19 protein-coding genes and 1 riboswitch are annotated in these 19382 nt (G+C 42.1%); of the genes, 11 read left to right on the top strand and 8 right to left on the bottom strand.

The genetic code is table 11. The features are described 5' to 3' along the window. The first annotated feature begins 399 nt into the window (after nt 1-399). The 5 genes from manX (at nt 400) to mntP (ending at nt 4638) form a co-directional block, all read left to right on the top strand. A complete protein-coding gene (manX, locus tag XDD1_RS07985) occupies nt 400-1380 on the top strand; it encodes a PTS mannose transporter subunit IIAB (RefSeq protein WP_071827252.1) in 981 nt (326 codons plus the stop codon). 83 nt (nt 1381-1463) lie between these two features. Then, nucleotides 1464-2264, top strand: a complete 801-nt coding sequence (locus XDD1_RS07980) for a PTS mannose/fructose/sorbose transporter subunit IIC (RefSeq protein ID WP_045970181.1) — start codon at nt 1464-1466, stop codon at nt 2262-2264. 13 nt (nt 2265-2277) lie between these two features. Then, complete coding sequence (locus tag XDD1_RS07975) at nt 2278-3126, top strand: PTS mannose transporter subunit IID (protein WP_045970179.1); 849 nt, start codon at nt 2278-2280, stop codon at nt 3124-3126. 104 nt (nt 3127-3230) lie between these two features. Beyond that, a complete protein-coding gene (locus XDD1_RS07970; RefSeq protein WP_045970177.1) occupies nt 3231-3689 on the top strand; it encodes a DUF986 family protein in 459 nt (152 codons plus the stop codon). 160 nt (nt 3690-3849) lie between these two features. After that, nucleotides 3850-4006, top strand: a riboswitch (yybP-ykoY riboswitch). A 47-nt stretch (nt 4007-4053) separates the two neighbouring features. Next, on the top strand, nt 4054-4638 hold the full coding sequence (gene mntP / locus XDD1_RS07965; protein WP_045970175.1) for a manganese efflux pump MntP: 585 nt from the start codon (nt 4054-4056) through the stop codon (nt 4636-4638). A gap of 147 nt (nt 4639-4785) precedes the next feature. Here the strand turns inward: mntP and rlmA are convergent, their stop codons facing one another. The 5 genes from rlmA to uhpT form a co-directional block, all read right to left on the bottom strand. Next, complete coding sequence (gene rlmA / locus XDD1_RS07960; RefSeq protein ID WP_045970173.1) at nt 4786-5595, bottom strand: 23S rRNA (guanine(745)-N(1))-methyltransferase; 810 nt, start codon at nt 5593-5595, stop codon at nt 4786-4788. Between the two features lie 108 nt (nt 5596-5703). Beyond that, nucleotides 5704-7032, bottom strand: a complete 1329-nt coding sequence (gene uhpC, locus XDD1_RS07955; protein WP_045970171.1) for an MFS transporter — start codon at nt 7030-7032, stop codon at nt 5704-5706. Between the two features lie 9 nt (nt 7033-7041). Continuing rightward, nucleotides 7042-8565, bottom strand: a complete 1524-nt coding sequence (uhpB, locus tag XDD1_RS07950; protein ID WP_045970169.1) for a signal transduction histidine-protein kinase/phosphatase UhpB — start codon at nt 8563-8565, stop codon at nt 7042-7044. Beyond that, a complete protein-coding gene (gene uhpA / locus XDD1_RS07945; protein WP_045973404.1) occupies nt 8565-9173 on the bottom strand; it encodes a transcriptional regulator UhpA in 609 nt (202 codons plus the stop codon). Before uhpA ends, uhpB begins: the two co-directional genes overlap by 1 nt. A gap of 196 nt (nt 9174-9369) precedes the next feature. Continuing rightward, entirely contained in the window at nt 9370-10746 is a 1377-nt protein-coding gene (gene uhpT / locus XDD1_RS07940; protein WP_045970167.1) for a hexose-6-phosphate:phosphate antiporter, read from the bottom strand. A gap of 653 nt (nt 10747-11399) precedes the next feature. Here uhpT and XDD1_RS07935 point away from each other — a divergent pair. Together XDD1_RS07935 and loiP are read left to right on the top strand one after the other, a co-directional pair. Then, complete coding sequence (locus XDD1_RS07935) at nt 11400-12383, top strand: IS30 family transposase (RefSeq protein WP_045968417.1); 984 nt, start codon at nt 11400-11402, stop codon at nt 12381-12383. A 212-nt stretch (nt 12384-12595) separates the two neighbouring features. Continuing rightward, nucleotides 12596-13348 carry a metalloprotease LoiP gene (loiP, locus tag XDD1_RS07930; protein ID WP_045970165.1) on the top strand — a complete coding sequence of 251 codons (753 nt, stop codon included), beginning with the start codon at nt 12596-12598 and terminating at the stop codon, nt 13346-13348. A 102-nt stretch (nt 13349-13450) separates the two neighbouring features. On the opposite strand, the gene XDD1_RS07925 is transcribed toward loiP, so the two are convergent. Then, on the bottom strand, nt 13451-14125 hold the full coding sequence (locus tag XDD1_RS07925) for a hypothetical protein (RefSeq protein WP_045970163.1): 675 nt from the start codon (nt 14123-14125) through the stop codon (nt 13451-13453). 464 nt (nt 14126-14589) lie between these two features. Between XDD1_RS07925 and XDD1_RS07920 the strand changes: the two genes are divergently transcribed. Both XDD1_RS07920 and XDD1_RS20365 read left to right on the top strand, forming a co-directional pair. After that, nucleotides 14590-15531, top strand: a complete 942-nt coding sequence (locus tag XDD1_RS07920; RefSeq protein ID WP_045970161.1) for a Kdo(2)-lipid IV(A) acyltransferase — start codon at nt 14590-14592, stop codon at nt 15529-15531. 405 nt (nt 15532-15936) lie between these two features. Further along, nucleotides 15937-16131, top strand: coding sequence for a LysE family translocator (locus tag XDD1_RS20365; protein WP_071827250.1), 195 nt, complete (start codon nt 15937-15939; stop codon nt 16129-16131). Here XDD1_RS20365 and XDD1_RS07915 read toward each other — a convergent pair. Continuing rightward, a complete protein-coding gene (locus XDD1_RS07915) occupies nt 16126-17169 on the bottom strand; it encodes an IS630 family transposase (RefSeq protein WP_045970159.1) in 1044 nt (347 codons plus the stop codon). The genes XDD1_RS20365 and XDD1_RS07915 overlap by 6 nt on opposite strands. 87 nt (nt 17170-17256) lie before the next feature. Between XDD1_RS07915 and XDD1_RS07910 the strand changes: the two genes are divergently transcribed. Further along, nucleotides 17257-17724, top strand: coding sequence for a LysE family translocator (locus tag XDD1_RS07910; RefSeq protein ID WP_052705661.1), 468 nt, complete (start codon nt 17257-17259; stop codon nt 17722-17724). A gap of 205 nt (nt 17725-17929) precedes the next feature. Here XDD1_RS07910 and XDD1_RS07905 read toward each other — a convergent pair whose 3' ends face one another. Further along, nucleotides 17930-18373 (bottom strand): hypothetical protein, encoded by a 444-nt coding sequence (locus XDD1_RS07905; RefSeq protein ID WP_045970157.1) that lies wholly within the window; start codon nt 18371-18373, stop codon nt 17930-17932. Between the two features lie 174 nt (nt 18374-18547). On the opposite strand from XDD1_RS07905, the gene XDD1_RS07900 reads away from it, so the two are divergent. Then, nucleotides 18548-19336 carry a PhzF family phenazine biosynthesis protein gene (locus XDD1_RS07900; RefSeq protein WP_045970155.1) on the top strand — a complete coding sequence of 263 codons (789 nt, stop codon included), beginning with the start codon at nt 18548-18550 and terminating at the stop codon, nt 19334-19336. Nucleotides 19337-19382 lie beyond the last annotated feature (46 nt).

The raw sequence follows: 19382 nt of genomic DNA, 5'->3' as shown, positions 1-19382 counted from the left end.
TCCATTTTCCGCTAAAAATATCACGATTTTTTTATGAAGAAATTAATAAAATGTTACCGGAAACAGAGATAAAAACCCATAACATGCAAATTTACAGTATTTAAAATCTATAATTTCTATTTACAAAGAATAAAACATCGTTTTAGCCTGTCAAAACAGTCTGTCTTAATTTTTCTGACTGACAGCAATTTTCTTAAAGGCTGCAAATGATAATCTAATGACATATTTTCTTATGTAACAAAATATAAAACCACGGGAAATGAAATTTTCAGTGTATTTTCCATACAGTTTTATATTCGTGACTATCCTTTTGATTGATAGGAAGTTCAATACATTAGAAATATTGAGTGTGAGCTTGCAGTAGTTTTAAGTTCAATTGTTATAGAAAGGGGAAAACAAGTGAGTATAGCCATTATGATTGGCACACACGGGGCGGCGGCAGAACAACTGCTGCGTACCACAGAGATGTTGATTGGAGAACAGGAAAATGTCTCTTATATCGACTTTGTATCCGGTGAAAATGCTGATACGTTATTCGAGAAATACAATGAAAAACTGAAGTCGCTGGATACAGGGCAAGGCGTTCTGTTTTTCGTCGATACCTGGGGCGGAAGTCCATTCAATGCCGCAAACCGTATTGTGCTTGATAAAGATAACTACGAAATCGTCACGGGGGTAAATGTCCCGATGCTGGTTGAAGCGTTCATGTGCCGTGATGATGATCCTTCTATGGAAGAGCTGGTTTCCGTTGCATTGGAAACCGGCAGAGAAGGTATCCGGGCGCTTAAAACCGTACAAGCTGAAGAAGAAGAAACTGCAAAACCTGAGCCTGTCAAACCAACCGCTGCACCTGCTGTTTCAGCAACCCCCATTGCAACAACTTCTGCGGGCGGCCATATGAAGATTGCCCTCGCACGTATTGATGATCGCCTTATCCACGGTCAAGTTGCTACCCGCTGGACGAAAGAAACTAACGTCAAGCGCATCATCGTGGTCAGTGATGACGTTGCCCAAGATACGGTGCGTGCTACTTTGTTGAAACAAGTTGCACCTCCCGGTGTCAGCGCACATGTTATCGACGTTGCCAAATGCGTTCGGGTTTACAACAATCCCAAATATGCCGGTGAACGCGTTATGCTGTTATTCACCAATCCAACCGATGTCCTGCGTATTGTCGAAGGAGGTGTCGCCATTGAATCCATCAACATCGGTGGCATGGCTTTCCGTCAAGGAAAAACCCAGATCAACAACGCCATTTCCGTTGATCAAACTGACATTGACGCCTTTGGGAAACTGAACGCTCGCGGTATAGAACTTGAAGCCCGCAAGGTTGCCAGTGATACTCGATTGAACATGATGGATCTGCTGAAAAAAGTTTAAAAATAACAACAGATGTCACTTTACTCACCATTACTGAATAACAAAATTCTTACCAAATTACATTTGGTTACAGGAGAAAAACAATGGACATTACCGTTGTTCAACTTGTGTTGATATTCATCGTTGCCTGTATTGCAGGTATGGGTTCCATTCTTGATGAATTTCAATTTCACCGCCCGTTGATTGCTTGTACATTAATCGGCTTAGTGCTCGGCGATGTGAAAACCGGCATTATCATCGGCGGTACACTGGAGATGATTGCCCTTGGCTGGATGAATATCGGTGCCGCCGTCGCTCCCGATGCTGCATTGGCCTCCATCATTTCGACTATTCTGGTTATCGCAGGTGGGCAAGATGTCGGTGCCGGTATTGCGTTAGCCATTCCTCTGGCGGCGGCAGGTCAAGTTTTGACGATCCTTGTCCGTACCTTGACGGTGGGTTTCCAACACGCGGCCGATAAAGCGGCAGAAAACGGCAATCTTCGTGCGATCAGCGTTCTTCACATTTCAGCGTTAATGCTGCAAGCCATGCGGATCGCCATCCCTGCCCTGATTGTTGCGATATCCGTCGGCACCTCTGAAGTTCAGCACATGTTAAACTCCATTCCCGAAGTCGTCACCAGCGGCCTGAATATCGCCGGCGGTATGATCGTGGTTGTCGGTTATGCCATGGTGATTAACATGATGCGCGCGGGTTATCTGATGCCTTTCTTCTATCTCGGCTTCGTCACGGCGGCGTTCACTGACTTCAACCTGGTTGCATTAGGCATGATTGGTATTGTTATGGCAATCCTGTATATCCAGCTTAGCCCAAAATACAATCAATCACAGGCAGCCGCTCCTGCTGGCCATGCCGCAAACGACCTTGATAACGAATTAGACTAAGAGGATCAATAACATGTCAGAGACAACAAATATGGGTCAGAAGAAGCTGACACGCAGCGATATTCGCGGTGTATTCCTCCGCTCTAACCTGTTTCAAGGTTCATGGAACTTTGAACGGATGCAGGCTCTCGGTTTTTGCTTCTCAATGATCCCTGCCATTCGTCGTTTGTATCCAGAGAATACCGAAGAAAGGAAGCAAGCCCTCAAACGGCACATGGAATTTTTTAATACTCATCCTTATGTGGCGGCGCCTATTCTGGGTGTCACGATGGCAATGGAAGAGCAGCGTGCCAATGGCGCTGACATTGATGACGGTGCTATCAACGGTATCAAAGTCGGTTTGATGGGCCCGCTGGCAGGAGTCGGTGACCCTATTTTCTGGGGAACCGTTCGTCCCGTCTTCGCCGCGCTGGGTGCCGGAATTGCCATGAGTGGTAGCTGGATGGGCCCTGTGCTATTTTTCCTCCTGTTTAACTTAGTCCGGTTACTGACCCGTTACTTAGGTATCGCTTATGGCTACCAAAAAGGATTGGATATCGTTAAAGATATGGGCGGTGGCTTCTTGCAGAAAATGACGGAAGGCGCGTCAATTCTGGGTCTGTTTGTCATGGGAGCACTGGTCAATAAATGGACCAAAGTGAATATTCCGCTCGTGGTTTCAGAACTGCCTGACCCGGTCACGGGTGAGATGAAAATCACGACCGTACAAACCATCCTCGATCAATTAATGCCCGGCCTCATGCCGTTGTTATTAACCTTCGGCTGTATGTGGTTGCTGCGGAAAAAAGTCAACCCATTATGGATTATCGTGGGCTTTTTCGTGCTGGGGATCGTCGGTTTCCGTTTTGGTTTCCTCGGCTAGATCGATTTATTGCCGCATGACAAAAGTCGCTTATTATCTCCTCGCAACGCGGGGAGATAATAAAATATGACGAAGCCCACGCACGATGAAAATAGGGATTAAAAATGGGTTTGCATGATATTGTTTTGATAGTTTTGATTGTATTCATGCTCGCTTTTGCGATTTATGATGAATTTATTATCAATCAGCTCAAAGGCAAGACGTTGTTAAATATCAAACTTAAAAGAAAACAGCGGATTGATGCCCTGATCTTTATCGTTTTGATTGCCATTGTTATTTACAATAATATTACCTCACATGGCAGCCAGTTCACGACTTATTTATTGTCATTTACCATTCTGGTGACATTATACTTAGGTTATATTCGCTCACCGAAATTAATCTTCAAAAAAGACGGTTTTTATTATGCGAACCATTTTTTTTCTTATGAAAGCATTAAAGCCATGAATTTGTCTGAAGATGGTATTCTTATGATGGACTTAGCGCCGCATAAAATATATCTCTCAGTAACAAATTTGGATGATTTAGAAAAAATTTATCAATTTCTTATCAACAACAAATAATTTCACTTATTCACCCTCGTCGTATTTCAAGATGCCTTAATTATCTCCCCCGCACCGCGGAGGAGATAATATGAATAAGAAGATAACGATACGCATTATCATTTTCATATTTGAAATAGGGCGAAATACTTTTTGCCTTTTAGGCTAAATATGATATCGTCCGCTACAGTCATTGGGGAGTAGCCTGTTCCAGAAAATCGCTGGAATATTCGTATCAACATGCTCGTTTGAAATAAAACGTGGTACGAATGCCTAAAGAACCTATACGGGTATAAATCGGTTGGCAAGACCATAGACACATAACAGCGCCATAGGTTGGGGGTGCGTTGTGTGTATATGGAATCACCCAGCCGAGGCTATTTTGATGAATCTTTACGCAACACTTATTCTCGCGCTCGCCCTTTCTATGGATGCTTTTGCCGCTGCCGTAGGAAAAGGTGCCGCCCTGCACCGACCTAATTTCCGCGAAGCTATCCGTACCGGTATTATTTTTGGTTTGGTCGAAGCCTGTACTCCCTTAATTGGTTGGTCATTGGGCCTGTATGCCAGCCAATATATTATGGAATGGGATCATTGGATTGCCTTTTCCTTACTGTTGATTCTTGGCTGCCGAATGATCATCAATGGTTTCAAGCACGAGCCTGAAATTTCCCGTAAGGCCACGCCTCAACGCTACAGTTCAACGACATTAGTCTTTACTGCCATTGCCACCAGTTTGGATGCGATGGCAATCGGTGTCGGGCTTGCTTTCCTGCAAGTTGATATTCTTCACACCGCAATGACAATCGGTCTTATGACGATGATTATGGCGACATTAGGCATGTTAATTGGTCGCTATATTGGCCCGCTATTAGGTAAAAAAGCCGAATTAATTGGGGGATTGGTTTTAATTGCCATTGGCTTCAATATATTATTCGAACACCTTAATTTATTTATGTATGCAGAATAAGCCATTATTTATTGCCAATACTCTCACTTTCGAATAGCAGTTTTATTAACTGTACATCAACCGGAATATCGTTCGCTATATTCCGGCATTGCTTTCCCTTGCCACTACACTTATACAGTTTAATCCGATCGCAGTCGTTTTTTATTATCAGATGCGTCGATATACTTTTAGCGTGAAATCGGCTTCACAATTAAACTGTTCTTTCGATATTAACTGCGTTTTTACTTCGTCTGATGCCCGCCAGGCAAAAGGCGTCATCTGCAATAAATGATGAGCTTGTTCACCACTCAATGACATAGCGTAGGCCAACGTTTCAGTTGAAATTAATTCAAACGCTTCCCACTGTTCATGATTTTCAGGATGCAAATGCACTTCCTGATAAATCAGCTCCTTCAATTGATACAGGTGGCGAGGACCCGGTGTCACCGTCAGCACAATACCCGCTGTTTTTACTACCCTGGCCAATTCCGCGGCCTTGCAAGGGGCATAAATCCGCAAGATACCATCCAGTGAGCTATCCGCAAATGGCAGCCGATGGCTGGATGCCACGCAAAAATTAACCTCAGGATAACGCTTGGCACCATAGCGGACTGCAACTTTCGCCACATCCAATCCATATACCGCCAATTTCCGCTGCAACTGTTCCTGCACTGCGGCGGTGTAATAACCTTCACCACAACCAATATCCAGCAAAGTTTCCGCGCCTTCGGGTAAATATGCGTTAAGCAATTCAATCGCTTTTTGTTGCAGCGCCCAATAATGGCCTGAATGCAGAAACGCCCTTCTTGCCTGCATCATCTCCACACTGTCACCCGGTTCTTTTGAGCGTTTATGCTGCACAGGCAGTAAATTAACGTACCCTTCTTTTGCACAATCAAACTGGTGATTGTTTTCGCAACGCCATTGATGGTGAGCAAACAGTAAGGGTGAGTGACATAAAGGACATTGATAAGACATAACATTTCGCTGGGTAGGAAAAATCAGGGGCGTACTATAGCATATTTTTGTCCCCCATTATTTTGCTAAGCTAAAGAAATTGAATTGACTATTTTCAGCGCTAAATTATTAGTGCTGTACTCTTTGCCTGGAAAATTGCGCTTGCAAAAACGGTAGTAATAATAAACCTATCATGACAGCACAGACAGAAATGGTGATAAATAGCCCCGTCCAGTGGTAATGCTTTAAAATAACCGCAAAAGGATAACCGCCAAGTGCCGCACCAGTATAAGCAAAGAGGCCAACAAACCCCGTTGCGGCTCCCGCTGCATCTTTATGAGAACATTCCGCAGCCGCCATGCCAATCAACAGTTGCGGACCAAAAACGAAAAAACCAATGGTAAAAAACCCAATGGATTGGAAAATCAAACCAGTCACGGGCATCAGCCACAAGGCCGCCACGGACAAAAAAATCCCCATCGCAAATATCAAGTTCATTGGCCCACGGTTACCGCCAAACACGCGATCAGATCCCCACCCTGCCACCAGCGAACCGACAAAGCCACCAACTTCAAAAAGTGATAATACCGCGTTTGCACTCACTAAATCATAGTGGTGATATTCCGTCAGATAGAGATTTCCCCAATCGTTAATGACTGTACGAACGAGATAGACCAAAACGTAACTCAATGAAAGCAGCCAGATATATTTATTGCAAAACACATAGGTTTTCAGGATTTCTTTGGTCGTTAACCCTTGCCCTTGATTTTCCTGTATCTTCTCTAAGTGATCATTACGAAATTGACCAATGGTCGGCAGCCCCATTGTGGTCGGCTTGTCCCGTAGTCGCCAACATAAAAATATTCCGGCCAGAATAGCTAAACAGCCTGGCACAATAAAGCCTTCCCGCCAGCTAAAATGTAACATCAAAAAACTAATGAACAGGGCAATTAGCGCACTGCCTATATGGTGTGACGTATTCCATAAAGACCACCAAAAACCCCGCTCTGAGCGAGAATACCAACTGGTGAGCAATTTGGCACATGACGGCGCTCCCCATCCCTGAAACCACGCATTTAATATCCACAAAAAGGTGAACATCACAATCGAACTGGACAGACCAAAAAAGATATTAATGATCCCCGTGGCAATTAACCCGACGCCCATGAAATAACGCGGATTAGAGCGATCAGAGATAATGCCTGACAAAAATTTAGAACAACCATAAGTGATATAAAACAGCGTCCCAATCAGGCCAATCTCCCCTTTATCAAGGCTGAGATCAGTGATCATGGCGGGCATCGCATAGTTAAAACTTTTGCGGGTAAAGTAAAACAGCGCATATCCCACATAGAGACTCAGCATAATATGCAGGCGCCAGTAACGATATTGTTCCCTGATTTCTTGATCAGATAAGTGCTTATCATGTATTAGCTTGGGTTGAGGGAAAACGGTCATGGCTGGATCTTAAAGTTTAGGCAAAATAATAGACAAATCCGTTCCCGCAGAGATCGAATCATCGGGTCGTTTTTCACTGTGAATGGAGAACGTTCCGCCGAGGGCCTGTACACGCTCTCGCATACCACGTAAACCAAATCCTTTCATATGATCTTCGGCCTTGCAGCCAACACCATTATCTCTGATCAGTAAATGAATCTTTCCCTTAACAGAAAAATGCAATTCAATACGATCTGCCTGAGAATATTTCATCGCATTATTCAGAGCTTCCTGACAAAGACGATATAGCGTAATCTTAGTTGTATCACTGAGTTGCTCGATGGCCATCGCGGAATCCGCTGCCCAATGAATTTCGACGAATATACCATGAGCGTCAAATTCCATATCCCGCAATAATTGTTCAATCGCCTCTTTCAAACCAAGGTCATCAAGAATTTTAGGTCGCAGCCAGCTCAGTAACCCTTTCGTCGTATCATAAACATTCAGGGATAATGATTCGATCGTTTTCGCGCAGTTAGCGCTAATAGGGGCCACTTCTACCCGCTGGATAATATTCGCTTGTGTACGAATAGCGGTAATATTCTGACCAATTTCATCATGCAGTTCACGCGCAATCTCCCGCCTTACCGACTCCTCTGCTTTCACCAATTGACGGGACAGGCTGTGATTACGATAGAGCTGGCGCTTTAACTGTGCATTCAGGTCACGCTGACGCTGCACTGCCATTCCCAACATGATCCCCGTTAGCGTTTGAGCCAACAGGGATAACAAGAGATCCGTGATCTCCAGATTCGAAACACCACTACGCGCGGCAATTAAGGCAATACTGTTCAACAACGTACCGACCACCGCGCCTTGCCAGCCATAACGAAAAGCTAACAGGATAATGGGGATTGCCAGACAGAATGGCGCAAAATAGCGCAACTCATTCGGCAGGCCAACCTGAATAATAATATTCAGTATAAACAATAGGGTATACAGAATAATGGGTTTCAGGTGAAACTGAATCCGCTGGGATACAAGGTTGGCAGTCAGGGGCAGCCAAATCTTTTGAAACAAATAGTGCCATACTAAATAGCACAAAGGGATCAGCATGACACCGCCAGTTAAACTCACCAAAAACGCAATGCTCAAAGCAGAATGATGGTTGCTGATCGCCACCACATTCATCATGGACGTTGTCAGAATAAGACCAGCCATGACCGCGAATCGCTGCCATTGACTGCCACAATAGTAGTGCCTGGCAAACCAAACCAGAGGAACACTGGCCATACTGGCAGTCAACACGGTAAGCCATTGCGGCTGACTCATTAACAGCGCCAAACAGACAGTCAGCCCCCACTCTGAACAATAAATAACCGACCAATAACGCTTGGGTGTATGAAGTGCAATACCGAGGCGTAAGGCAAAAGGAAAAAATAAGATCGCTAGTTCAGAGTCATTGACAAAATAGTAAGCGATGACCCATAAGCAAAACCACCAACAAGAAAACAGTAACCAGCCGCAAAGCGAATTGATCAGATACTGACGCATCAGAGATCACTAGAGGCAAAATAGTTCGCCAAACCCACGTTATTGGTTACCCCTAATTTACTCATCGCATTGGCGCGATGGACATGCACTGTCTTATGGCTTAATCCCAATTCAGCCGCTACCGCTTTCACATCCATGCCGCTCGCCAACATCTCCCCAACTTGCCGTTCTCGTTTAGTCAAGTGTTCCAATGAAACCGGATTGCGCTTTGATGACGTCAAATTAAGGACAATATCCGGCGTAAGATAACAACCATTATTGGCGGTCGTCCGCACCGCTTGGATCAGCTCATCCGGGCTGCAACGTTTACTGAGATAGCCGCGCGCTCCCGCCTTTAACGCATTTTCCACCATCGAGGCAGAATCATGGACACTCAGCATAATGCAGTTAATGCCTGAGGGGAGATCTTTCAGTAGTGAAAGCCCGCTTTCCTCTTTCATCGAAATATCGAGAATACAAACCGTTGCCCCCGATCCCGGTAACCCTTGCCGGGCTTCAGCGCATGAACTGAATTCACCCACCACTTCAATATCGGGCTCTAAATTCAGCAATTGAGCGAATCCCGAACGTACAACAACATGATCATCAACTAATGCTACTTTAATCATCATCATTTATTATCGAATTAAGCGTCGGATTAAACTACTCTTATTAATATCGCTTCGCAACAGTTCACAAAAGGTAGTTTGTAATAGGCGGTTTGCAATAAATAAAAAGTGGAACATGAGGGGAAATAAAGGCAAAGCGTCATGAAAAGATGCTACTGTGGATATACAGCAGCATCCGTACAGGGTTCAGTATGGTTTAATGCGTTTTCTTCGCTTTACGAATTTTTCGCTCTTCCGCAATAGCGACGAAAACAAGTAAGCTAAGGCAAACAAATGCGGAAGCATCAAGGGCAACAAACGTCCCTTTCCAGCCTGTCAAACCAAAGATCGGCACACCGTCAGCAATCATCCCTAAACCGAGCTTGGCAAAGCTGTCACCGATTAAATAAGCAAATGTTCCTTTCACACCATCAGCCACGCTGATCGCCTTCTTCGGTACAAAACCAACCGCCGCCACACCAATCAATAATTGTGGTCCAAATACCAGGAAGCCCAACACAAACAGCGATCCTAAGTACATGTATTCACTGGATGCGTGTTGGTAGAATTCAAGGCAGACAATAATCAAACCTAACGAAACACAGGCCACCAGAGCACGGCGGCCATTCGCCAAGTCTGACAGGTATCCCCACATTAATGTGCCTACCAATGCCCCGATTTCGAACATAGTAAAGCCAGTAATGGCGGTTTCTTTTGATTGCCCTAATTCCTGATACGCATACACGGTTGACCATTGGTCGATACCAATGCGCACGATATAAAGGAAAATATTGGCAAAACAGAGTAACCAGATAACTTTGTTTTTTAATACATACTCAACAAAGATCTCACGTTTGGTCATCTGGTTTTCTTCTGCCGCGATATCTTCTTCGCTGACAGGTTCATCAAATAACTCTTCTACCTTACCCAAACCGTAACTTTCCGGGGAGTCGCTACCATAACGCAATCCAATAAAACCAATGATCAGCGCGATAATCGACGGGAAAATAAACATCCCTATCACATGGCCATTAAAGAAATAGTTGGCACCAAAAAGCGCAACCCCGGCCGCAGCGGCACCACCGGCATTATGTGAGATATTCCAGACACCCAGATAGGTTCCACGCTTGTTACGCGGCGTCCATTTCGTAATAGTAGAATAGCTGGCAGGCCCGCCAATACTTTGGAAAAAGCCACTTAATGCATAAAACGCCACCATCAGGAAAATGCTGATGCTGAAACTCCCCATGCTCATGCTGAACCCTAGCATAGCGATACCAGACAGGATCAGCATAAAGGGCAAGAATTGTTTGGTGTTTTTGCCATCCGCATAATAAGCAACGACGGTTTTACCTATCCCGTAAGTAATCGAAAAACCTAACCCTATCAACCCCAGTTGCGTCATCGACAAACCGTAAGTCGATATCATATCGTTTTGGGCGATGTTAAAGTTTTTACGTACCAAGTACATCGCCATATAGCCAATAAAAACCACCAGATACGACTGTATAAAGGGTTTGAACCACATTTTACGGCGCACTTCCACTGGAAGATCCAGCGTTGGCTTGCGAATTTGTTCTAGAATCTTAAGCATTTGAAATCCTTAGATAACCACGAGAAAAAGGGCCTTTTTGAAGCAGGTGAAAATAAAAAAGGCAAATCGCAAGAAAGCGATACTCTTCGTAGATATATTTTTCGTAAATATAATTTTCGCAGATATAGTTATTATCTGGTCAGTTTAGAAAACTAGAGGAAGATTGGCTTGAGCTAAGGTCTTAGTTGAGTTAGGAATATTTCCTAGTTTTGTACTATTCGGGCATAAAGCGTGAAAGTAATCACACTTTTTGCTCAGTCAGTAAAGGGCAAAGTAAGAGTTATTTCGGGGATCATAGATTCGTTAGCACACAATCATGCAGTGAACTTACTGTGAGCTGAAGTTCTTGCTGGCGATTTTGCCAATCTTCTCCACACCCATTCAAATAGGTCTCGCGCGTATCTGCGGGGGCGAAGACCATCAACCACAGCCGAACCCTGAAGGTAGACAGCTACCAGCGATGCCGCTAATTGCTTTTAAACGATCAACAGTGCTTTATCTGCTTCGGCAGGAATAGTCACTAAACAGCTCATCTTGGTTAAAGGTTTCCAAAATAATTAATTAAGCGCTTGGATTCGCATAGTAAGTGCAATTTCTAAGAAAGGCGGTCAGTTGCTATAGTAGGCATCTTTCTCGCCAAAGGAAAATGCACTATGGCCTATACGCAACTGACCGAAACAGAAAGATACCAGATTTTCGGCTTAAAAGAAGCCGGTTTTACACAACGTTTTATTGCAACGTCGCTTAATCGGGCCCCATCAACAATTAGCCGGGAATTGAGACGAAACCGGGAAGCCGAGAAATATGAACCTGAACAAGCTCAGCGTAAAGCATTAGAACGCCGTCATTCTAAGGTAAAAGCCGTAAAAATCACGCCAGAGATAACAAAGTGGATAAAACAGTTAATTTGGCAAGATTTAAGTCCGGAACAAGTTGTGGGTTATCTCAAGCGGGAAGCGAAAATCTCTTTACATCATGAAACAATTTATCGATTGATTTATAAAGATAAAATAAATGGCGGTGATTTATGGCAACATCTTAGGATAGCGAAAAAACCGTATCGTAAACGCTATGGAAGCCATGAGCACAGAGGAAAAATTAAAAACAGAGTCAGTATTGATAAGCGCCCAAAAATTGTTGATAAAAAGCAGCGTATTGGGGATTGGGAAGGGGATACTATCGTTGGCAAAGATCGTAAAAGTGCCTTATTGACTTTAGTTGAACGAAAATCGTTATTTACGATCATCATTAAACTTGAAGATAAAACAGCAGAAGGTGTTGCCAAAGCGGCGACAAGACATTTATCGATGATAAAACATAAAGTTAAAACAATTACCTTTGATAACGGACTCGAATTTGCCGAACACGAACGGATCGGTAAAAATTTAGAGACAAAAATTTATTTTGCTCATCCGTATTCCCCTTGGGAAAGAGGGATAAATGAGAACATAAATGGATTAATCAGAGATTACTTCCCAAAAGGAACCGATTTTAATAAGGTATCAGAGCGGGAGGTTAACCTTGTGGCAAACCGACTAAATAATCGACCACGTAAGACACGAGATTATAAAACACCGAATGAGTTATTTACAGGAACCCCAACTCATTTACTTCGTTCATTACGGTGTTGCGCTTAATATGCGAATCCAAGGCGAAAAATTATTTGGTTAAGTCAATTTAAGTCCAATTATTATACTTATTATTTGTTTTTTTTATTAAAAACGTTATCAAATTCACATAATCATAAATATTGGGGTTTATTCCTATTATTATTTTTAGCAGAATTTATCGTCTTTTAATGCTCTTAAAACATTATAGTTGCATGTATTGCAAAGGAAAAAATAACACTATGAAAATGAAAGCTCTTGTTGCGGTAGCTGTTTCTACTGTGATTCTGACAGGTTGTAAAAATCTCGATCAAGGAATGCTGGTTCACTCCGGAATGCAATTATTTCAGGCGGCGACGCTGAGTGATTCTGATGTCAGACAGATAACTGACCAAGCATGTAAGGAGATGGATGCACAGAATAAAATTGCACCAGCATCCAGCCAGTACACTAAGCGTCTGAACAAAATCGCCAAAGCCTTAGGTAACGAAGTTGACGGTACTCCCGTTAACTATAAAGTTTACCTGACTAAGGATGTGAACGCATGGGCAATGGCTAACGGTTGTGTGCGTGTATACAGCGGCCTGATGGACATGATGAACGACAACGAAGTTGAAGGTGTTCTGGGTCATGAAATGGGTCACGTTGCGCTGGGCCATTCCCGTAAGGCAATACAAGTTGCTTATGCCGCCGTTGCTGCACGCACCGCAGTTGCATCAGCCGGTGGAGTAGCAAAACAACTAAGCGACTCTCAGCTTGCAGAATTGGGTGAAAAACTGATCAACTCGCAGTTCTCACAGCATCAGGAAAGTCAGGCTGATGACTTCTCCTATGATCGACTGAAAAAACGCGGTATCAAAACTGAAGGTTTAGCAACCAGCTTCGAGAAACTGGCTAAACTGGGCAGTAGTGAAACCAGCATGTTTGATTCACATCCGCCTTCACAGGAACGTGCTCAACACATTCGTGATCGTATCATTGCAGACAAGAAATAATAAGTTCTGTACAGATTGTAGCGGTGTCAGTGGCACCGCTTTTTTATTCATAACTGAATAAAGGTTATGCTATCAAACATTGACAATCAAAACGGTCACTTATTAGTAGAGTCCGGTTTTAACAGCAACATTAGTTAAGTAATGTCTTAAATTATTTGGCCTGTGTATCTCTTTTATCCTGGAATGGCCATCCCTGCTCGCTCTCCTATACATATTATCAATTAAACTATCAACGAGTTGAGGAAACATTTCTTTATTTAAAGCCCCACAAATAGAATGATATAAAAGACCACCACAATTCGGTTCAAATATAAATAATTTGCTACTATCCCAAACGATAACTCCCACGTGATTACTCTGCGATTTGTAACTGTTATAATGATAACCAGGGTGAGAGCTACGGTTATTATCATTATCAATACGCACCATAGATAATATACCATAGCCATTTTGTTCATTTATGCTTACATTTTCTGATAACCTAAGATAATCATCCTGTGATTCACGCTGTTGTTTTTTTATAATATATTGATACATGCTTTTATCATCATGTGAAAATGAATGCCTCAGTTTATCTATATATATTCTTGCAAAATTGAATGACATCTCTGGACATAGTATATCTGAATGTCTTTTAAAGATTAAGTGTGATAAAAGACAAAAACTAATACCAAAACATAATCCTTTTCCTATATTATAATTAGGATTTCGAAGGTATCTTTGATCAAAATGAAAAAATTCATTTATATTAGGATGGCCTATCTCTGTTTGGGTCATACATTCATTCATAACAATTAACTTTAATATACCTTTTATCTTTCAAATTGCAGATTAGTTAACTGCGAGACGAGAACAATTCCCGAACACCAACATGCAATTATCCTATGTTCCTGGAAGTTTGTTCTGTCGCCAAAACTTGAAATCCACGATGTTTGTAACGCTATACTAGGATTAGCATCGTTACAATTAGAATTACAAATCTTTAATATGAATATAAAGGCATAGCAACAAAAGTAATTTCCTGAATTTCGATGACAAAAAATAAAAAACTTCAATGATCGCCCCATTGATGGCTGGATATCATAACGAAAACGGCCGTTAGCGGATAGTGATTTATGTTTTCCATCACGCCAGTATCGTGAGATGATAACGACAATATATTTCGATATTCCACTAAAAAGTGTCACAATACGCCAAGATAACTTTTAGAGCCTATCTTAGGCATCAACTACTGAAAACACATGATACAAGCACCTCCTTTTCATCGTTCATTTTTACATCCCCGCTACTGGCTGACCTGGCTAGGTATCGGCATACTTTATTTACTGGTTTTATTGCCTTATCCCGTGATTTACTGGATAGGCACCCGACTTGGCCGATTATCAATGCGTTTTTTAAAAAAACGGGCTAAAGTTGCAGAGCGCAATCTGACTCTTTGTTTCCCCGATATGCCAGCAGAGAAACGGCATGAATGGCTAGTCAAAAATTTCGAATCGGTTGGAATGGGCGTGTTTGAAACTGGCATGGCCTGGTTTTGGCCTGACTGGAGGATCAAGCATTGGTTCAAAGTCACTGGACGGGAACATATCCAAAAAGTGCAATCCACAGGCCAAGGAATTATCGTCATTGGTATCCACTTCTTAACACTGGAATTAGGCGCGCGTATTTTTGGCATGCTCAATCCAGGTATTGGTGTTTATCGTCCAAATGACAATCCTGTTATAGATTGGCTACAAACTTGGGGACGGCTCCGTTCCAATAAGTACATGCTGGACAGGAAAGATGTTAAGGGTATGATCCGATGCCTGAAAAATGGTGAAATTGTCTGGTACGCTCCTGATCACGATTACGGCCCACGCAACAGCGTATTTGCCCCACTATTCGCGGTTGAACATGCTGCAACCACGACCGGAACTTCAATTCTCGTCCGTTTAGCCAAACCTGCGCTGCTTCCTTTTACGCCCCGAAGATTAGCCAATGGAGAAGGATATGAATTAATTATTCAACCCGCCGTGGAAAATTTTCCGTTACAAGATGAAGGAGAAGCAGCAACATTTATGAATAAGGTGATCGAAAAAGAAATTATGCAGGCCCCTGATCAATATATGTGGTTGCATCGTCGTTTCAAAACTCGTCCCGACGGTATGCCATCTTTGTATGGTGACAACGATAATATTCACTGATAAACACAATCCGGCTGTTATTTTCCAAGTAACAGCCAATACCCTCCGCTCAAATGTTATAAATCTCCATTACCGAGTCAGAAATACTCAGGAAAAGCTTATTATCTTTGTATTAAGATTTTGTTTTTATTGAATAAGATCCCAGTTTTGCAATAAATATTGCATACGCTTTTTATTCAGAGTTCACATATGGATTACCTTAATTTATTATAATCATTAGAGGATTCATATCATCAAGGTGGGATTCCACTTTGCTCAAGTATGATCCGTCCGATAGATATTGATAACTTTATCCATTCAATACTCTTTTCTTGATAGGTGCTGATAACCATTCAGTGTGATTTTAGAATTTAAAGTGTATTGTTTTTAACCAAAAAACCAATTAAAAATGCGAGATCTTGCCCTATGCCTTCTATAGAAACACTTATTACATTTATCAGTATTTCAACTTTCCTGTGCTTCTTGCCTGGCCCTGACAATATTTTAGTTTTAAGTCAATCTGCAATAAATGGACGAAAATCTGGAGTATTAATTACCCTTGGCTTATGTATTGGATTAATAATACATACATCTTTAGTTGCACTAAATGCCTTTTCATAATGCTGAGACTCTGATATTTCTGATTCCTTTCAACGTCTTTTTTCCTGACGCCGTTTTTAAAAAAATTTTCACATTTTTAATCAGTTGCCACATAAATTGGCAACCATGATTACGGGTAACCGTTTCATGTAACGATTGCCATAACCGCTCTATTTTGTTCAACCAGGGCGAATAAACCGGAAGGAATAAAAGTGTCACGCTTGGATTCTGTCGTAACCACGCTTTTACTGACTTACTTTTATGAATAATGTAGTTGTCTAAAATCACGGTGAGCGTTTCTGCGTGACGATATTGGCGTTTTAATTCTTCTAACGTATTGATAAATAATTGAGCGCTTTTCTTCATGTAACCCGTAAAAACAATTTTGTTGGTCCGGACATCAAGACAACCCGCAACGTAGTATTTTTGATTTTTACCCGGCGTATTAATGCGTTTTTGCTGGCCTTTAAAATACCAGCCCGCCCCGATTTTCGGGTTCAAGTGAATATCCACTTCATCTTCATAAACAACAGGATGTTTCTCTGACGCCCGGGAAAGCGCTTCGGTAATGCGGGCCATTTTTTCTTCATATTCCGGATCGGGTAACTTGACTGTCGGGGCCGCTCTTCTCCAGACAATCCCTTGTTGACGGAAATAACGGTAAAGCGTGCTCATTGAAAGGGTGATATTAAGTAACCTTTTGATTAAAAATACAAAAAAGGCCAGGCTCCATCGGGAACCGAGATAACCGAACTGTTGGGGAGAATGTTCCAATAGATAAGACAGAAAAGGCCAAAGTGGGGTTAAATGCCATCGGGTATGGCGGCCTGCCGGTAAACTGAGTAACCCCATCCATCCCAGCTCCCTAAACCGCTTAATCCAGCGCCAGACAGAAGACTCAGCGCAACACAGTTTATCGGCCACTTGGGAGACCGGCTCTCCTTGGCATAACCAGAGTATGCCCATGATCCGGCGGGCATAATTTTTATCTGTGGTTTTTTGAACGACTTTTTTCATCTGGCGCCGTTCATTTCGGGAGGTTGGTGGTAAGATAAGCATAACTCAGTCCTTCCTTTTGCGGTTTCTTTTATTGCAATCAAGACATTCGCAAAAATAGGACTGAGTTTCTTTGAGACTCCTACCATTTTGGCAAGCCATTTAGGAGTTTCAGCACTATTACGATCCAATACGGTAATCTTTGAAATTATCAAATTATTTGGCGCATTTTATTTAAGTTATCTGGCTTGGGGTGCCTTTAAAGCCAAACCTATTCAGGTTAAAGGCAATACTGAAAATTTTAACGATAATAAAAAACTTATTAAAAAAGGTTTGATAATGAACTTATCGAATCCCAAAGTTATTATTTTCTTTCTGGCTTTCTTTCCTCAATTTACCACTAATAATGTGAATGCCATTCCAGTCTCTCTGCAACTATTATGTCTAGGTTTACTATTTGTTTGTATTGCTTTTATTGTATTTGCACTAATATCCTATTTGTCCGGCTTTTTAAATAGTGCTATATCCAATAACCCATCAATACAAACTGCCCTTAATAAAATTACATGTTTAATATTTATAGCATTAGCTGTTAACTTACTGATTAGTCAGTTTTAAACCGTTCCTTAGCATGGTTCAAAGGGCTCACACATTCCTGCGAAAGTCTTTCACCCACAACTGCTGGGTGACTGCATTGCCACGCCAGTGACTGCTAACTTTGCGAATCCTTTCGCTATCTTCCAGCAGCCTTGCACACTATTTCACAGTTTTTGTCCAGCCTCAAAGATAAATTTAATTCTTTATTAACAATGGGATAATCTGATTAATAATAACCACAAGTATCAGCGATATCAGCATAGGAATAGCCATTCCCCTGCTCTTTCTCTAACTTTTGCCTTGTTTCTCTATAGCAATGGCGTTTAGTCTGTTCTCTAAGGTGCTGCATAAATTGGTTGTTTTCCATATAGGGAGAAGTCTTAAGATGTAGTTCACCCCAATCAAAAGGAAATTTCACGTCATTTTTCTGCTTAAATTTATCATGATATTCTTTTAGTTCATCCTCCCGCTTCTCGGCCAAGGCATTATCTTCAGCCAGTTTCTCCGTATTCCAATGTCCATGATCTAAATTGTTTCTCTTTTTCAGATACTCTTCTGAGGGTTTGTTATCCGCTGGTATGTCGCTTTTGTAGCTCAAATCAAAAGCCAAGGCTTGAGAAAAGCAGACTGACAAAATAAAAAATAGGCAATAGGTTCCTTTGATTTTCATCTCTTTCCTTAGGGAATGGTAACAACGAATTACTATTTAATAATCATTATTACCTGAGGTCAACATGCTAATTTCTGTATGTTTTGCAGCCAAATAAGATAACTCTTTACAAATCAATATCATTTCAACATGCTGTATACGGTTTTCCATTATAAAAAAATAAGTGAGATTCTGATGCATTCATACCCTATTTATCATGTCGATGCCTTCACAGAAAAATTGTTTTCAGGCAATCCTGCTGCTGTTGTTTTACTGGACAAATGGCCAGAGGATGAAACACTCATTTCTCTTGCTGCTGAAATTGGCCTTCCTGAAACTGCTTTTTTAGTAGAAAACCATCTGCGTTGGTTTACACCTAAAGTCGAAGTAGATTTATGTGGGCATGCAACATTGGCGACCGCGTTTGTCCTTATAGCCCACCGCAATATTCAAGATAAATCCCTTACATTCAAGAGCCGCTCTGGTGAACTCCGCGTTTCTCACCAAGATGGCATTTTTACATTGGATTTTCCTATCACCGATTGCCATGAAGAAAACGCCCTCATTCCTGTTATCCAAGATGCTCTGGGACAAAATGTTTCTGCCGTGTTTGCTTCACATGATCGCTATATTTGTGTTTTGGATTCCGTAGAGCAAATAACCCATACTCAACCTGATTTTGCTAAGATTGCTGCCCTGCCCTTGCCAGGACTGACTATTACCGCTCTCGGTGATTCATCCGCTGATTTTGTTTCACGCTATTTCGCGCCTGCCAAAGGTGTTGATGAAGATCCTGTCACTGGCTCCAGCCATTGTGTTCTTGCCCCTTTCTGGGGAAAGCGGCTTGATAAAACTGAGCTTCTTGCCCGTCAATTATCCGAACGAGGGGGTGAGATGTTATGTCGAATCGATGGAGATCGTGTTTATCTGACAGGCAAAGCAAAACTCTTTTCATACGGTGAGATACTGCTTGAGAATATATAACGCCTTATTTTTAATAATAATCGGCACAAAGTCACTGTAGATAAGT

It is taken from the genome of Xenorhabdus doucetiae (assembly GCF_000968195.1).
In the GTDB taxonomy this organism is placed as follows: Bacteria; Pseudomonadota; Gammaproteobacteria; order Enterobacterales; family Enterobacteriaceae; genus Xenorhabdus; species Xenorhabdus doucetiae.
This window is presented reverse-complemented; position numbering and strand designations above follow the sequence as displayed.

Coding starts and splice junctions, on each gene's coding strand:
- XDD1_RS07980 (WP_045970181.1), top strand. CDS start 1,464: ATGGACATTACCGTTGTTCAACTTGTGTTGATATTCATCGTTGCCTGT.
- XDD1_RS07975 (WP_045970179.1), top strand. CDS start 2,278: ATGTCAGAGACAACAAATATGGGTCAGAAGAAGCTGACACGCAGCGAT.
- XDD1_RS07970 (WP_045970177.1), top strand. CDS start 3,231: ATGGGTTTGCATGATATTGTTTTGATAGTTTTGATTGTATTCATGCTC.
- mntP (WP_045970175.1), top strand. CDS start 4,054: ATGAATCTTTACGCAACACTTATTCTCGCGCTCGCCCTTTCTATGGAT.
- rlmA (WP_045970173.1), bottom strand. CDS start 5,595: ATGTCTTATCAATGTCCTTTATGTCACTCACCCTTACTGTTTGCTCAC.
- uhpC (WP_045970171.1), bottom strand. CDS start 7,032: ATGACCGTTTTCCCTCAACCCAAGCTAATACATGATAAGCACTTATCT.
- uhpB (WP_045970169.1), bottom strand. CDS start 8,565: ATGCGTCAGTATCTGATCAATTCGCTTTGCGGCTGGTTACTGTTTTCT.
- uhpA (WP_045973404.1), bottom strand. CDS start 9,173: ATGATTAAAGTAGCATTAGTTGATGATCATGTTGTTGTACGTTCGGGA.
- uhpT (WP_045970167.1), bottom strand. CDS start 10,746: ATGCTTAAGATTCTAGAACAAATTCGCAAGCCAACGCTGGATCTTCCA.
- XDD1_RS07935 (WP_045968417.1), top strand. CDS start 11,400: ATGGCCTATACGCAACTGACCGAAACAGAAAGATACCAGATTTTCGGC.
- loiP (WP_045970165.1), top strand. CDS start 12,596: ATGAAAATGAAAGCTCTTGTTGCGGTAGCTGTTTCTACTGTGATTCTG.
- XDD1_RS07925 (WP_045970163.1), bottom strand. CDS start 14,125: ATGACCCAAACAGAGATAGGCCATCCTAATATAAATGAATTTTTTCAT.
- XDD1_RS07920 (WP_045970161.1), top strand. CDS start 14,590: ATGATACAAGCACCTCCTTTTCATCGTTCATTTTTACATCCCCGCTAC.
- XDD1_RS20365 (WP_071827250.1), top strand. CDS start 15,937: ATGCCTTCTATAGAAACACTTATTACATTTATCAGTATTTCAACTTTC.
- XDD1_RS07915 (WP_045970159.1), bottom strand. CDS start 17,169: ATGCTTATCTTACCACCAACCTCCCGAAATGAACGGCGCCAGATGAAA.
- XDD1_RS07905 (WP_045970157.1), bottom strand. CDS start 18,373: ATGAAAATCAAAGGAACCTATTGCCTATTTTTTATTTTGTCAGTCTGC.
- XDD1_RS07900 (WP_045970155.1), top strand. CDS start 18,548: ATGCATTCATACCCTATTTATCATGTCGATGCCTTCACAGAAAAATTG.